This window comes from Paenibacillus sp. LK1 (assembly GCF_002750415.1).
Lineage (GTDB): Bacteria > Bacillota > Bacilli > Paenibacillales > Paenibacillaceae > Paenibacillus > Paenibacillus taichungensis.
In genome coordinates, this window is record NZ_PEII01000007.1 from 176,114 (window position 1) to 192,748 (window position 16,635).

10 protein-coding genes are annotated in these 16,635 nt (G+C 48.1%); 7 read left to right on the top strand and 3 right to left on the bottom strand.

The genetic code is table 11. The features are described 5' to 3' along the window. The first annotated feature begins 28 nt into the window (after positions 1 to 28). The 5 genes from CS562_RS17070 (at position 29) to CS562_RS17090 (ending at position 6,643) form a co-directional block, all read left to right on the top strand. The gene (locus tag CS562_RS17070) at positions 29 to 520 is read left to right on the top strand and encodes a DinB family protein (protein ID WP_076287523.1); all 492 of its coding nucleotides are present in this window, start codon (positions 29 to 31) and stop codon (positions 518 to 520) included. 171 nt (positions 521 to 691) lie between these two features. Then, positions 692 to 1,546, top strand: a complete 855-nt coding sequence (locus tag CS562_RS17075) for a formate/nitrite transporter family protein (RefSeq protein ID WP_099857423.1) — start codon at positions 692 to 694, stop codon at positions 1,544 to 1,546. Between the two features lie 473 nt (positions 1,547 to 2,019). Next, the gene (locus CS562_RS17080) at positions 2,020 to 4,083 is read left to right on the top strand and encodes a molybdopterin-containing oxidoreductase family protein (protein ID WP_099857425.1); all 2,064 of its coding nucleotides are present in this window, start codon (positions 2,020 to 2,022) and stop codon (positions 4,081 to 4,083) included. Between the two features lie 211 nt (positions 4,084 to 4,294). Then, a complete protein-coding gene (locus tag CS562_RS17085; RefSeq protein WP_076287726.1) occupies positions 4,295 to 5,518 on the top strand; it encodes an MFS transporter in 1,224 nt (407 codons plus the stop codon). 210 nt (positions 5,519 to 5,728) lie between these two features. Further along, positions 5,729 to 6,643: a class I SAM-dependent methyltransferase gene (locus tag CS562_RS17090; RefSeq protein WP_099857427.1), complete on the top strand. Its 915-nt coding sequence runs from the start codon at positions 5,729 to 5,731 to the stop codon at positions 6,641 to 6,643. A 230-nt stretch (positions 6,644 to 6,873) separates the two neighbouring features. On the opposite strand, the gene CS562_RS17095 is transcribed toward CS562_RS17090, so the two are convergent. From CS562_RS17095 to CS562_RS17105, 3 genes are all read right to left on the bottom strand, one after another. Continuing rightward, positions 6,874 to 8,586, bottom strand: coding sequence for an ABC transporter ATP-binding protein (locus CS562_RS17095; RefSeq protein WP_099857429.1), 1,713 nt, complete (start codon positions 8,584 to 8,586; stop codon positions 6,874 to 6,876). Positions 8,587 to 8,663: 77 nt separating this feature from the next. After that, the gene (locus tag CS562_RS17100) at positions 8,664 to 9,671 is read right to left on the bottom strand and encodes an ABC transporter substrate-binding protein (RefSeq protein WP_099857431.1); all 1,008 of its coding nucleotides are present in this window, start codon (positions 9,669 to 9,671) and stop codon (positions 8,664 to 8,666) included. 96 nt (positions 9,672 to 9,767) lie between these two features. Then, entirely contained in the window at positions 9,768 to 11,417 is a 1,650-nt protein-coding gene (locus CS562_RS17105; protein ID WP_099857433.1) for an AraC family transcriptional regulator, read from the bottom strand. Positions 11,418 to 11,874: 457 nt separating this feature from the next. Between CS562_RS17105 and CS562_RS17110 the strand changes: the two genes are divergently transcribed. Both CS562_RS17110 and CS562_RS17115 read left to right on the top strand, forming a co-directional pair. Next, positions 11,875 to 12,891 carry a LacI family DNA-binding transcriptional regulator gene (locus tag CS562_RS17110; RefSeq protein ID WP_076287537.1) on the top strand — a complete coding sequence of 339 codons (1,017 nt, stop codon included), beginning with the start codon at positions 11,875 to 11,877 and terminating at the stop codon, positions 12,889 to 12,891. A 258-nt stretch (positions 12,892 to 13,149) separates the two neighbouring features. Further along, on the top strand, positions 13,150 to 16,551 hold the full coding sequence (locus CS562_RS17115) for a GH36-type glycosyl hydrolase domain-containing protein (RefSeq protein ID WP_099857435.1): 3,402 nt from the start codon (positions 13,150 to 13,152) through the stop codon (positions 16,549 to 16,551). Positions 16,552 to 16,635: the final 84 nt, after the last annotated feature.

The following is a 16,635-nucleotide window of genomic DNA, read 5'->3' on the forward strand; positions in this document are numbered from 1 at the left end:
GTAACGTTATAAACGCAATGGAGTTGAAATGAAGGAGAGTGGCGCAGGCGTGCTTACAGAATCCGTATCCCGGTTGAACGTTCTCTTGCAATCGGTACCTCAGGAGTTCCTTGCAATGAATCCGGACGAGATTGTTCCACCACGAATGGAAGGAAAATGGTCCCGTCTTCAAATTTTGGGGCATTTATGCGATTCGGCTCTGCATAATGTCAGCAGATTTGTACAGATGCAGCACCAGACCGAACCTTTTAGTATAACTTCGTATCAGCAGGAGCAGTGGGTGGAGAGCCAACAGTACAAGAGCGCACCAATTGAAGATGTATTAAATCTCTGGATTAGTCTGAACCAGTCCGTTATTCGTGTTCTCTCCGTCTCGGTAGAGATGGGTCAATCGCAAACATGTATCCTCTCTGATGGAAGTGTGGTAACGCTAGAATGGCTGGCACAAGATTACGTTGAGCATCTGGAACATCATTTGCAGCAAATTTTCGGTGAGCATGAGGATCTGGGGACGGCGTAAGTAACCACCTCATCGATCGCACATCAAGTAAACTAGAACGAAACGTGAAAATGTAGTTTTCAGACTTTGTGATAAAAGTAACAAACCTCTTGAAACCTTCGCGATACAATGAACATATCAACAAAACAGGTTGAATTATGATGTTCATGAACTGTGAAGGAGAGGATCGTTATGGCAGCAAAAACACCTCTTGAGGTTGCACAATATACGGCGCATACGGGGATGAAGAAAGCTCAAAATCCGGTGTCCTCCGTATTGATACTCAGTTTTCTGGCAGGAGCTTTTATTGCGCTCGGATTTCTGCTGGATATTCGGGTTATTGCCTCTGCTCCGACCGAGTGGGGCAGCTTGGTTAATCTGATTGGTGCAGCAGTGTTCCCGGTAGGATTAATATTGGTGCTGATTGGCGGTGGGGAACTGCTGACAGGTAATATGATGGCCGTCCCACTTGCGACGATTGCACGTAAACTGTCCGCGGGCAACATGTTGAAGAATCTCACCTTAGTGACGATAGGTAATTTCCTTGGAGCGCTCTTTGTGGCCTATGCATTTGGGCATGTGCTCGGTCTGACGGCAGAAGGTGCCTATTTGACCAAAGTAGTGGATATGGCTGGACACAAGCTGGACGACAGCTTCCTTCAGGCTTTTATATCCGGGATCGGGTGTAACTGGCTGGTAGCTCTCGCAGTATGGTTGTCCTACGCATCGGATACGATGAGTGGAAAAGTACTGGGCATTTGGTTCCCAACGATGGCCTTTGTGGCTATTGGATTCCAGCACGTTGTCGCCAACATGTTCCTGATTCCTGCGGCGATCTTCGAAGGGCATTATTCGTGGGGGCAATACATCATGAATTTCATTCCGGTATGGCTTGGCAACCTGACGGGAGGGGCGCTATTTGTGGCGGCTGCTTACTGGATGGTGTACCTGCGCAAGCATGAGCCGGAAGTGAAGCCTGAGGTGGCAATGGCGGTGGCCCAGCCTGTGGAGACAGAAGCCAGACCGATGTGGAGCAAGCAGGCGTAGCGACATTTTTTCGAGTAATCGAGTAGCGTTGTAACCACGATAAGCCTGCAAAGACGAGTGCGAAGTTAAACAGGAACAGGGAAGTTAAACAAAATAGCAACAGAAATTGGCGAATCTAATCTCGTTCAAGTCATGGCTGTCTGCTGTGATGGGCGGGAGAGGAGTCGCTTTTTTTTATGTAAAAGTATGCACGCAAAATAAATTCGCCATGACAAGGTTCGGGGGAACGAAACCTGTTCATGGCGAATTTCGGGAGTGGTCCATGATATGGCATGAGGAGGAAGTGGGGAAACACTAGCCTAATGCCTTATTTTTAATTTACCCTTGAATTTCGAGATTGAATCAAGGGGAAAAAGATTTTTTTTGAAAAAAAATTGGAGCGGTTGTGGCAGTAAAAAAGACTGTTCTCTTTACGCGATTACCATGAAGAAGATATGATATGAGGATAACTTTGAAGGGGGAGGAACTTGTATATGATCGATCAGGAGAATGGCGTATTCCCGGCAGTTTGCCCGCTCGATTGTCCGGATACTTGCGGCCTGCTGCTTCATAAGGAGAACGGTAAGATCGTGAAGGTCGTGGGCAATCCGGACCATCCGATTACAAAAGGCGCCATCTGTAACAAAGTCCGAAATATGACGGAGCGGGTGTATCACCCCGAGCGGCTGCAATATCCGATGCGACGCATCGGAGCCAAGGGCGAAGGCCAGTTCGAGCGAATCAGTTGGGACGAAGCCATCGGCGAGATTACGGCGAGATTTAGTTCGCTGGCAGATACCTACGGACCGGAGAGCATCCTGCCCTACAGCTTCTATGGAAACATGGGCATTCTTGGTGTGGATGGCATGGATCGTCGATTTTTCAATGCGCTAGGTGCGAGCAAGCTGGAACAGACTATCTGTAATGCAGCGGGAAATACCGGCTGGAAATATACGATGGGTGCGAACCGGGGAACCTTGCCCGAGGATACAGAGCATGCGGATGTCATTCTGGTGTGGGGAGGCAACATCGTCAGCACCAATATGCATCAGGTTGTTCTGGCCGAGAAAGCCCGCAAAAAGGGCGCCCAAATCGTCGTTATTGATGTCCATCGCAATCGGACCGCCCAATGGGCAGACTGGTTCATTCCACTCTACCCCGGAACAGACAGTGCATTGGCACTCGGATTAATGCATGTATTGTTCGAGCAGGGACTGACGGATGAGGCTTTTATGCAAAAATATACCGTGGGCCATGAGGCACTGCGTGATCATGTCCGCAGCTACACCCCGGAGCGCGTTGCACGTATTACAGGCGTGCCGGAGGCGGACATCGTGAAGCTGGCTGAGCTGTATGGCAACGCACAGGCAGCCCATATTCATATCGGCAATGGCCTCCAGCATCACGACAACGGTGGCATGAACGTCCGCAGCGTAGCCTGTCTGCCTGCCATTACAGGGCAGTGGCTGAAGCGCGGCGGGGGCGCTATTCGTACCAACAGCTACGCGAGCACGAATAGCGATGCGCTCGAGCGTCCTGAGCTGCGGCAGAACCCGGAGCCGCGCGTGGTGAACATGAACCGGATTGGCGAAGCGCTACTGGAAGCGGAGCAGCAGATCCGGGCGTTGATGGTCTACTGCAGCAATCCACTGGTGGTGGCACCAGATACCGAGCGGGTGGAGCGAGGTTTTGCACGGGAAGATCTGTTTACGGTAGTCCATGACCTATTCATGACGGATACGGCGAAATACGCAGATATTGTGCTGCCTGCGACGTCTTCATTTGAAACGACGGATCTGTATACGTCCTACTGGCATCAGTATGTTCATTTGCAAGAGCCAGTCATTGCGCCTTTGGGTGAGAGCAAGAGCAATGTTGAATTGTTCTCTTTGCTTGGACAGGCGATGGGGTATGACCCGGAGATTTTCGGGGAGACACCGGAACAGATGATTGAGGAAGCACTCCAGGATACGGGTAATCCCTACATGAACGGAGTAACCTTGGAGGGGCTGAAGCAGCATCATTTCGTCAAGCTGGATATGTCTGCACATGACTCCTATTTGGATCAGTTGCCCACGCCTTCGGGGAAAATTGAGCTGTATTCGGAAACGATGGCACAGAAGGGATTGCCTCCTTTACCTACGTATAGTGCTCTCGTTGAGGGGTATGACGGGGAAAACCCGGCTGGACCTGCGGATGTCTATCCGCTGATGTTTCTGTCGCCGCCAAACCATAATTTCCTGAATTCCACCTTTGCCAATTCGGCCAAACATCAACGATTGGAGAAGATACCATTATTGCAAATGCATCCGGAGGACGCAGCCCGCAGACAGGTGAAAGACGGAGATGCGGTGGTCGTATGGAACGACCGTGGCCGGATCGAGCTAACCGCCAAGGTGAGTGAATCCATGCTGCCAGGAACGGTGATCAGTCAAGGCTTATGGTGGGATGGCAATGGCAAAAAACAGCGGGCGAATTCGCTCACGTCCAATCGTCTGTCTGACATGGGGAACGGGGCCACATTCTTCTCGGCCACTGTCGAAGTGAAGCGTCAATGAATGTGCTTGCAGATCGGATCTTTTCAGGTAAGATGAACAAAGGATAGATCGTAAGCAGAATGATAAAGAGCAAAATTCGGAATTCAAAGTACTACATTCTAAATTTCTAAATTCAAGTGGCCTTCGCTCTGGCTAATTATGCCGTCAGGGCAAGGGTCTATTTTTTATGGCAATATGCTTTTTGAAGGTACTAAGGAGAATAAACAAGATGATGAGATGGCTGGATACGTATCCAAAAGAAGTGAAAATATTTTTGCTGGCAAGTTTGGTCAATGCGACAGGTAGTGCCTTGATGTGGCCGCTGACCACGATGTATGTATTTGACGAGCTTGGACGCACGATGGCGAACGCGGGGTTTGTTATTCTGATTCAGTCGCTGGGCGGCATCTTCGGGCAATTGCTCGGCGGTGCATTGTACCACAGGGTGGGCGTCAAGAAGCTGATCATCGGATCGCTGGCGTTAAATGCGGTAGGGCTGTTTGCTCTGCCGTGGATTAGCGCGTATTGGGTTGTATTTATATGTGCCATGGGCTGGATCGGTCTATTCAGTTCATTGTCGTTACCAGCGATTCAAGCCTTTATTGGCTTCCGGTTTGCGGAGAGACGCGGGGAATTGTTCAATGTGATCTATGTCGCCAACAATATCGGTGTGGCGATTGGTACGGCGCTCAGTGGTTTCTTGGCTGACTTTTCCTATCATCTCAGCTTTGTACTGAACGGGGTGACCTCTGCCGGGTTTGCGATTTTCTTCTGGTATTATCTGTCGCGGGCGGAACCCGATCAGGGCGAAGTACATCTGACCAAGCGCAAAACGGTTCCCGATGGGCCGGGCGTCTGGGCGCTGCTAGGAAACACCAGATTATATCTGTTCATGAGCCTGGGCGTGCTGTTCCTGCTGTTCGGTAATTCCATCTGGAATACGGGTGTGTCTCCGTATATTATTTCCGAGGGTATGGAGAAAAGAATGTACGGTCTGCTCTGGACCCTAAATGGGGTGCTGATCTTTGTGGGACAACCCTTTACTAGCTGGGTTAAGCGTACGATGGCCCGTACATCGACCGCTCAGATGACTGCAAGTGCGGTGTTTTATGGCATGGCTTACATCGTCATGATCACCATGTATAGCTATCCGGGTATGGTGCTTGCAATGGTACTGGCTACCTTTGGGGAAATGTTGATCTCACCTGCTACGCCGGCATTCATCTCAGAGCATGCCGGAAGAGCGGCACCTTTCTACATCGGGATCTCCGGTGGGATCGGTGCGGTTGGACGGGTTATCGGGCCGTATGCAATGGGGGTCATGTACGACAAACAGGGACTGATCCCTGTAGCGTGGCTGGCGACTGGCACGGCGGTTATTGCGGTGCTTGGTTTTGTACTGCATGCGGTGCTGAACCGCAACCGTGAAGTGAAGGAGTACGGATTGGACGCTTAGCCTTTTCGGGTTGAGTGGTATGAAGGAGGAAGAGGGCAGATTGGAGTGGAGGGACAAAGAATGCCACTTGAATCTGTCGGATCATCCTGTAGATTTAGATTGACAAAAAAATCTTTTTATGCTATAATTTACATATAAAAATATTCCGTATATACTAAGGTTCTCCTGGCCAGGGGGAATCTTATTTTTGTTTGTACGGGAGGATGAAATATGAAGCAAAATGAGTCCAGCATCACATCCTTGATTTCGGCTTTTGGCCGAGCCTACCACTGCCAATACGACACACCTCTTATTTTCGATGATTATATAGCCAAAGAGCTTATCACTCCTCAAGAGTTTGCGGGTATTCGCGAGAATATGATTCAAGGCATCCATTTTTTCAACCCGGACATGGCTCAGCTGATCAAGGACGACCCGGATACGATTTTAAAATGGATTACGCAGGTACAGTTATCTCCAATAACATTGGCTCGGGCTGCCTATTGTGAGCATGTAGTGTTGCATGAAGTTGTGTTGGGATTGAAGCAGGTTGTCATTCTTGGCGCGGGGATGGATACATTTGCTTTGAGGCATCCGGAATTGAAGGACACTTTGGAACTATTTGAAGTGGACTATCCGGCAACACAGCAATTCAAGCGGGAGCGGCTGCATCAGGCCGATCTGATCATTCCGGACAATCTTCATCTAGTGCCAATGGATTTTACCCATGAGCCTTCGTATGAACGTTTGACTAATGAAGGCTTGAAGAAGCTAAAGACGATGGTTACTCTATTAGGCGTTTCGTATTATTTGACCAAAGAAGACCTGTCCATTTTGCTGCGGCATATATTTTCGGATCTTCCAACAGGGAGCTCTATTGTGTTGGATTATGCAGATGAGCATCTCTTTGAGGAAGAAGGAAGGTTTAACCGGGTTGAAAATATGGTTAAGATGGCTGCAATGGGGGGCGAGCCGATGCAATCCTGCTTCACTTACGAGGAGATGGAGCGGTTATTGGCGGATGTGGGACTTCTCATATATGAGCATCTATCGCCAGAAGATATACAGGATCGGTATTTTAGCAATCGTACAGATGACTTATCTGCCTTCGAAACAAACCATTTCATCCATGCGGTCAAAAAATAAAATCCTATTCCTGCTGTGATTATCACAGAATTTAGGATCTGAAAAAGAAAGGGATGTCCCAAAAGTCATTGAACATGACGGGGACATCCCTTTTTAGCATTAGTACTGTTTAACGAACCGAGCGCGTATTTTTAGCGCCAATTTCCACAGTTAGGCGATCCTGCCGCTGGTTTTGCGGGAATAACGTGACTGTATTTCGTTAAACTTTATAATCCACAATAATTCGCAACCTATCCAAATTGCGCTTGATGCAATCGGCTATATGAGCCCTGACGTGCCAGAAGTTCATCATGGCTGCCTTGCTCGGCTACGCCGCCATTTTCCACTACCACAATACGATCGGCGTGTCTGATCGTTGCCAGTCGATGGGCGATGATTAGCGTTGTACGTCCTTGTGCCAGCTCGGATAAAGCCAACTGAATGGCGGCTTCCGTTTCGGTATCCAGTGCGGAGGTCGCTTCATCCAGAATGAGGATCGGCGGATTTTTCAAAATCATGCGAGCAATGGATAGACGTTGCTTTTGTCCGCCAGATAATTTGACGCCCCGTTCACCAATTAGAGTATCGAGCCCTTCCGGTTGAGATTGTACCAGCTCTTCCAGTTGGGCCCTGCGAATGGCTTGCCAGATTTCTTCATCAGGTGCATCCAGTTTGCCGTAGGCAATATTTTCACGGATTGACCCATCAAACAGGAAAATATCCTGCTGTACAATCCCGATATGGGAGCGAAGTGACTCCAGTGTCATATCTTTTACCGGAATCCCATCAATAGAGATATGCCCCGCATCCACATCGTAAAAGCGTGGAATAAGACTGCACAGCGTAGATTTGCCTGCACCCGAAGGTCCAACCAGCGCTACCGTTTGTCCTGCCTGAATCTCCAGATTGACCTGATCCAAGGTTGGCTTGTGTTCCCCATAAGCAAATGAAACGTCATGGAAGGCGATGTCGCCTTTCACATGTGGGATGGATTTGGCTTGTGGTGTATCATCCACATCGGGCTCGGCTTCCAGCAGCTCCAGATATCTTTTGAATCCGGCAATGCCTTTGGGATAGGTTTCGATGACGGAATTAATCTGTTGAATCGGTCCAAGAAACACATTGGATAACATGACAAAGGCGATAAATTCTCCGTAGGTCATGCTGCCCTGAATGACAAACCACGTACCGCACACCAGTACAAACAGCGAGACAAATTTCATCAGAATGAAGCTGAGCGAGGAATTCCATGCCATAATCCGGTAGGTGATCAGTTTGGTAAGACGGAAGCGTTCATTATTTTCGACAAAACGTTTCACTTCATGCTTTTCATTGGCAAAAGCCTGTACTACACGAATTCCGCTCACATTGTTCTCTACGCGTGCGTTATAGTCTGCAATATCCGCAAACATACGCTTGAACGCTTTGGACATTTTGCGGCTGAAATAGAGAGACAGGAAGATCATTAGCGGTACGATGATGAAGGTCATGACAGCCAGTTGCCAGTTGATACCAAGCATTATGCCGAAGGCTCCGGCCAGCGTCATCAGGGCAATGAACAGATCCTCGGGTCCATGATGGGCAATCTCACCAATATCCATCAGATCGTTGGTCATGCGAGAGACGAGGTGCCCAGTCTTGTTGTTATCGAAAAAGCGGAAGGATTGCTTCTGCACACGCTGGAACAGTTCCCGCCGCATATCGGATTCGATGTTAATACCCAGCTTATGCCCCCAGTAGGTGACTGCATAATGGAAAAAGGAACTGAGCAGATAGATGCCCAGCAATCCGGCACAGGCTGATAAAATCATGGACCAGTTGCCTGCGGGAAGCAGCTGATCGACAACTTTGTTTACAGCCAAGGGAAACGCAAGCTCCAGCAGTGCAGCCAGAATGGCACAGGAGAAGTCCAATATAAAGAGTCCCCGATAAGGACGATAATAGGCCATGAAACGGCGAAGCATATGTAAGTCCTCCTCCATATAACGCAAATGCCCGGACAGGTTCCATAGCCTGACCAGACACTTGCATCTTTCATATGTTATTTACGATTTTGCTGTGCACGTTCTACGATCATATCAGCGAATTCTTCAGCCTGACCTTGAATTGCAATCGGGTCAAAGTACCAATAACGGTCTTCCAGCAATTCGTACACCTGATTGTTTTTCACTGCCGGCAGGGATTGCCAGATGGAGTCGCCTTGATAATTTTTATTGTTCTCCCCAACGGTCAAGAAGATATGATCCCCTGCATAATCACCAACAACTTCACGCGAAATCTCTTTCCACTGGGTATCACCCATCAGTTCTTTTTTGGTGATCTCGAGTGGGGCAAGTTGCAAAGCACTGTAGACCGCTTGTCCTCCTCGACCAAAATTATCTCCATATCCATAATAACTCTTGTCGGATACTTCAAGGATGGAGAAGGTTTCCTCCGGTTTGATGACGGTTTTCACCTTAGCACGAGCGGCTTCAATCCGTTCGTCGTACGTTTTCAGCCAAGCTTCGGCTGCTTCGGATTTGTTCATCAGCTCTCCGAATCCCCGAATTTCGTCATGTACATTGGTGAATGTACCATAAGGAATCACTACGGTAGGTGCGATCTTTTGATAACTCTCAATTTCGCTGGCCTGGTCGGAGTAGGTAATGATCAGATCCGGGTTCATGGCAATGACCTTCTCCATCGAGACCGCTGCCCGATCACCGATACTTTCAATGCCCTCCACCTGATCTGCATAGAACGGGTTTTCCAGATAATATTGAACAGCGCCAACAGGCTTTATACCGAGTGCGAGCAGATCACTTACGTACATATCCGTAACAATCCGTTTCGGTTCAGCCGGAATTTCCACATCTCCACTTAATGACTTGTAGATCCGCGTAGCACCGGAAGAGTCGTTATTTGTTTCGGTCGAAGCTGTTGTCGATTCTGAACCCGCCGCTGTTGGTTCCGTTGTGCCGGAACCCGTACCACTGTTACAGGCAGCCAGGATCATGATGATGGCGAGCATGAGCAGCAAGCCCGAAAAGCGTTTTTTTGCAGCAAACATATAATTGTTCCCCCTGTTATTTAATCAATAATGATTATTATTCTCATTACTAACATAGAGGATGACGTATCATTTGTACATGGACATCTATGATGACTAATGCATGGACAGATGTGATGTCAGTTTGTGCATGATGTGCTGTAATTGCTCCATAATCGAGATGGGGTCGAATCCATAAAACATATTCGCTTCAATCTCGTACAGTCGCCCTTCTCGGACCGCACTCAAGTTGTTCCAGGACTCCTGAGCGAACAGCTTGTCCACAGCATCTTGCTCCGATGGCTCCCTGGCATAGTCAATAAAAATATGATCTGCAGCGTACAAATGAATTTCATTTAGCGGAACATGGATGTAACCTGTGAGCAGCTGACCATCCTTTTCCATTCTTGCAGGAGGGGCGAAGCCAAGCGAGTGATACAAAATATGAGAAGCTCTACCCCATCCGTGACCATAGATGTACGCTCCACTCTCACCAATCATGAATATGCATACTGCTGATCCACGCACACCCATCATTTGATCAAGTGTACGATTGGCCTCTTGCTGAAGCGTATCATATTGGTCTAACAGCGCACGAGCTTTGGCTTCCAGGCCTGTGATGCGTCCCAAATGAATGAGTTGCTCCTGCCAGTCAAGTTCTTCAAAAGGCATCAAAATCGTTGGTGCAATCTGCCGTAATTCATCCATGCCGGAATGAGGTGCATAACCAAGGATGACATCGGGATGAGCGTCTGCGATTAGATCCGGATGATTAATAAGATCATGCTCATAGCACTGATCAAATTGGTCTTGTCCATTTTCAATAAGTCTACTTTTCATCCATTCTGCAACGGCACCCAGATGCGGGATGTGGCCCAGTGCGAGCAAGGAAGCGGTATAGTTGTATGTAAGACTTGCAATTTTTTTTGGCGTTTTCCGATAGAGAGTCGGTGCACAACCTACCGTTTGTTTAAATTTTCGACTTAAATAAAAGGTATCCCTGTATCCCGTCAACTGCGCAAGCTCTTGCAATGTGGGATTGGCAAACAGCAGGTGCTCCTGGGCAATTCGAATTCTTAACCGGGTAACATACTCCACGAATGTAAAGCCGGTGTATTTCTTGAATTCTCGTGAAAAATGCTCTGGACTCACATTAACCTCTCTCGCTAATTGCTCACGTGTAAAAGAATGAGTAACTCTTTCATGGATACGCGCGAGGACAATGTCCAGCCAGGAATGATCTTCATGAGCCAAACGCACAGCGTGATCTCGCAACGTATCCAGCAGCTGATAAAACAGCATATGAGGTTTGAATGGTCCCGACTCATCGCGTTTGGAGCTGGACTGAACCAATTCGGAGATCAGCTCGGCAATAAGGCGGCTTGTAACGGGAACAGGATGTCCGAATGGCCAGAGCCTTTGTTCGTTATCTGCAAAATCAAAGGCTATTGCAATACCCTGAACCGGGGAAAGGGAGCCACGCTTGCTTTCATGCTGAAGCAGAGTTCCAGCTTGGCGAACGACAGCTGATCCGGTATTTACCATCAGTTGACCATTCGAACTGATCAGTCTTGCTTGACCAGAGGTGATGACATAAAGAACGTGCTTGCTGCTCCACAGTTCATCGATACGGGAGAAGGCTTCCCGATCATGGAGCTGCACCAGATGACACAGTTTGAACATTGCGGGAGGCACGGTTGTGATTTGCTGCAAGAGGCCGGGATTGTTCACGGATGATTTATGAAAGCTTAGATCCAGATTGCTCATAACATAATGGACTCCTTATAGAGGATTGGACTAATAAGCAGTATAATACCACAAAGGTGTAATGAGGACCCTTCGAATCATTCACTTCACATATTTCTGTGAAAAATGGATAAAGAGGTTGAAATCGCTATCAACACCGACTATAATGAAAATGTCGAAACGTTTCAATCTATGGTTTACAGGCGTGTTCATTGTGATTTATAATGAATTCTTCCTCTTGTCTAATATTGGAATGTTGTCAATCGACTAAGCTATATGTACAATAAAAAGGTATATGATTCAGCAGTGATGCTTAAAAGACGTGAAGAGAAATTTTTTTTGAAAACACTTCGAAACGTTTCGATAAATGAGAATTGATGCCATTTCTAATGGATAATGCATAGGAATGTGTGGTTGTTGCAACCATTTACAGTATAAAATGATAGGTAACAAGAAAGTTAGAAGGAGCGAACGTGGAATGGCAACGATTAAGGATGTGGCAAAGCTGGCAGGCGTGGCGCTCTCGACCGCTTCCTATGCACTGAATGGGGACAGCAAGGTAAGTGCCAAGACCAAGGCAAAAGTGCTGGCGGCAGCACGGGAACTGAATTATCGCAAAAACGGCTTTGCCATGGACCTGAAACGGAGCCGGACGAACACGATTGCGTTGATTCTTACTGATCTGTCGGGTCCGTATTACTCCGAATTGATTCGCAGCGTACAGGACGTAGCGCTGGCTAACGGATATGATCTGATTGCTTGCAGCTCTATGGGAGGACGTGACTCCACAGCGGTTCGTTTCTTGCGGGAAAAAAGAGTGGATGGCGCTATCATCCTGGCCCATAACATCCATGATGATATCCTGGTGGAATCTGCAGGTGAACGTTTCCCTATCATTGTGATGGATCGGCAGCTGTCGAGTAGCCATCTGGTCAACGTGCTGGTGGACGGGGAGCAAGGTGGTTACCTCGCTACACGTCACCTCATTCAGAAGGGGCATAAGACCATCGCCTATATCAGCGGGCCATCCAATTCTTATGATAATGCTCTGCGTTATCAAGGATATTTGCGAGCAATGCAGGAGGCGGGCCTTGAAGAGAAGTCCAAATGGCGTCTAAGCGGTAACTTTGTACGTGAGGGTGGATATAGTGCAACCAAGATGATGGTTATGCAGGGCGAGCTTCCATCTGCTGTATTTTACGGGAATGATGAAATGGCGATTGGTGGATTGAAAGCATTTGAAGAGAGCGGCATTTCGGTACCAAATGACATTTCGGTCATCGGATTTGATGATATTCAACTGTCCGAATATGTTCATCCTCCGCTTACGACGGTGCGGCAGCCCAAGCATGAAGCAGGTTCATTGGCAGGGCATTTGCTCTTCCAGATGCTGAACGGTGAAGCTGTGAATACATCGTATACGTTAACCATTGATCTGGTTGAACGCGAGTCTGTACGATCGGTACAGGTTGAGTCAGGAATTCAGCCGGCCTAGGAAGTAACTCGTCTGATGGGATATGGTTTGGATACTGCTTACAGAAGTCATACCATATCCGGTCTGTATAGATTTGTGAAGTTGTTCTTTTTTAACTCGCGTGGTTGTAAAAGGGATTGGCCCTCTTTGAATTAAGAGTTGAATGATGGGGATCACCGTCCGAATTGGCCCGACAAAGGTCATTTCGCAGAGGTCCCCTATTCTTTTTCAGATTTATCGAAACGTTTCGATTTTATACTAATTGAAGGAGTGAATAGTATGACAACGATGATTAATGAACCAATCCGGCTGACTGCCGGGGATTTATCCTTTACCTTTTTGAACAGTGGGGACCTGTACCAAGCTAAATCTGGTACGACCATGTTGAATCAATTGCTTAGCAACCAGATTGATGGATCTTTGAATAACCTGTATCTGCGTGTACACGAGGGAGAGAAAATCAGCTCGTTCCCACTGCTGGGTGTGCATTCGAACAGCAAAGTGATTACAAGCAAAGCGCAATCCGGCAATCAACTGATCTGGGAAGGTACAGTACAGCTTGAAGGCAAAGAACAAGGCATTGGCTATCAGGTTGTGTTTACAGCCACAACGCAAGGCGTCTGGTTCTGGGATGTGAAGCTCACAGGACAACAACATAACGTTGACGTGGTATATGGACAAGATGTAGGTCTTGCTGATCCAGGTGCAGTACGTAGCAATGAAGCCTATCTGTCACAATATATTGACCATACGGTGTTCGAAGATGAAGCGAAGGGATATGTGGTATGTTCGCGTCAAAACCAGCCTCAGGGCGGTGCTTTCCCTTACATGCAACAAGGTTCTCTGACTAAGGCAGTTGGTTACTCGACAGATGGATTCCAATTCTTCGGTCTGTCCTACAAGGAAACAAACCAGCCTGAAAGCCTGAGCCATAATACATTGGCAAATGAGACGTACCAGTATGAATTTGCTTACACAGCATTGCAATCGGAGCGCGTAAGCTTGGACGGTGAAGCCCAAGTGGTCTTCTACGGGCTGGCCAAAGCAGATCATCCGTCCGGAATCTCCGCACTGGAATTCGGGGATGAAGTGACTGCAGCATGGAACGAAGTACAAGCATTGACTGTGGAGCAAGGCGAGACGTTGGAACAGGTGAAACTGTCATCCTTCTTGGGTGAACCACTTGCTGCGCTTGATTTGACACAAGATGAGATTAATGATCTGTTCCCTGATCGCCATCAGGAAGAGCGTAGCGGTGATTCGCTGTTATCCTTCTTCACGGGCAGTTATGAACACATCGTCCTGAAAGCGAAAGAATTGCTCGTAGAGCGTCCGCACGGCCATATCCTGATGAGTGGTGGCAATGTACAGCTTGGTGCGCAGGTTATTACGACGACATCGTATATGTACGGTATTTTCAACTCACAACTCGTTATTGGTAACACCAATTTTAATAAAATGATCAGTAATGCCCGCAACGCATTGAACGTGCCGAAGACGGCTGGACAACGCATTTATGTGGAAATGGATGGACAATATCGTCTGCTGACGATGCCTTCCCTGTTCGAGATTGGCTTCAACTATGTACGTTGGATCTACAAAACCGAATCGGATACCATTATCGTGACCAACTACACTGGAGCACACACCACTGAAGTGAGCATGAACGTACGCTCGACAAGTGGCAAAGCATATCGTTACCTGGTAACCAACCAAATTACGATGAATGTAAATGAATACGAGTATCCGCTGCATATGACGCAAGATGGCAACACGCTGATCTTCAAGGCTGATCCGCAAGCGATTAGTGCTGGAACGTATCCTGACCTGCAATACCGCATGTCGGTGGATGGAGCAGCCGTAAATGTTGGGGACGAAACGTTGCTGGCGAGTGGCATCCGCAGTGGATCTGCATCGCTGGTTACACTTAGTCTGGAAGAGAGTGCAGAATGGACGCTGAAGGTACAAGGCGTATTGGAAGGTCAAGCTAATGAAGCAGCCGGTTCTGTAGCAGTAGGATCCAACCTTACTTTTGAAGAGGAAGTTCAGGCGTACCGCGAATTCTTCGCAGGCGTAATGAACGGTTTCCGTTTGTCTCGTGGGGAAGGCCAAAGTGCAGAGGATCTGTTCAAAGTGAACGCACTGGCTTGGTGGTACACACACAACATGTTGGTTCACTACTCCGTACCTCACGGATTGGAGCAGTACGGCGGCGCAGCATGGGGTACTCGGGATGTATGCCAAGGTCCGGTTGAATACTTCATGGCAACGCAAAAATATGAGCAGGTTCGCGATATCATCAAAATGGTATATACCCACCAATATGAAGATGATGGCAACTGGCCGCAATGGTTCATGTTTGATAAATACTTTGCAATTCAGCAGGAAGAGAGCCACGGTGATATCATCGTATGGCCGCTGAAAGTGCTGGCGGACTACCTGACAGCGACTCGTGACTATGCGATTCTGGATGAGAAAGTACCGTATACCGTTAAGCATAGCTTCGGGTTCACGGAAGAAACAGCGACTGTATTGGATCACGCGAAAAAAGAGATCGAATATATCCGCTCACACTTCCTGCACGACACATTCCTGTCTTCTTACGGTGATGGGGACTGGGATGATACGCTCCAGCCAGCCAATGCACAGCTCAAACAATATATGGTGAGCAGCTGGACCGTTGCTTTGACTTATCAGTCCGTAAATGTGCTCGCACAGGCGCTGCAGCATAAAGATGCTGGATTTGCACAAGAACTGGATGTTCTGGCTCAAGGCATCCGTGAAGACTTTAATCGTTACATGTTGGGTACAGATGTGATCCCAGGTTTCGTATACATGGAAGAAGCGGATCAGGCGAAGCTGATGCTTCACCCAACAGATACGGAGACAGGCATTCAATATCGTCTTCTGCCGATGACGCGCAGCATGATCGGTGAATTGCTGAATGCAGGACAGGCAGAATCGCATTATGCGCTGATTCGTGAACAGTTCCTGTGCCCGGACGGGGTACGTCTGATGAATCGTCCAGCTCAATATGCAGGTGGTGTGAGCACTCACTTCAAACGGGCAGAGCAAGCGTCCAACTTCGGTCGCGAGATCGGTTTGCAGTATGTACACGCTCATATCCGTTACGTTGAAGCGATGGCGAAGCTCGGTAAGACGGATCAGGTGTGGAATGGTCTTGCCATGATCAACCCGGTTGGCATCGGCGAAGTTGTACCTAATGCCGAGATTCGTCAGGCGAACGCGTATTTCAGCAGTTCCGACGGCAAGTTCAACACGCGCTACGAGGCGCAGGAGCACTTTGACCAACTACGCAAAGGAACAGTACAGGTGAAAGGTGGATGGAGAATCTACTCCAGCGGCCCTGGAATCTACATGAACCAACTGATCTCCAACGCACTTGGCATTCGTCAGGAAGGCGGAGATTTGGTTATTGACCCGGTACTGCCGGCTGAGCTGAATGGCATGCAATTCGAATTCGAATATGCAGGAGAGCCAGTAACATTTATCTACCATCTGAACGAAGGTTCGGTTAACCGTGTAACGGTAAATGGCAAGGACATCCGCACCGAGCAAACGGCGAACCGTTACCGTCAAGGTGGAGCTCGTATCGCGCTGGATGAGTTCAAACAAGCGCGTAATGCTTCGGAGCGCACGATTGTTGAAATTTATATGTAAATTCAATACAAGCTCGATGTTTCACTAGAGTGGAAGGTCATCCTCCTTAACAGGCAGGGTGACCTTTTTTTATTTGAGAAGGTT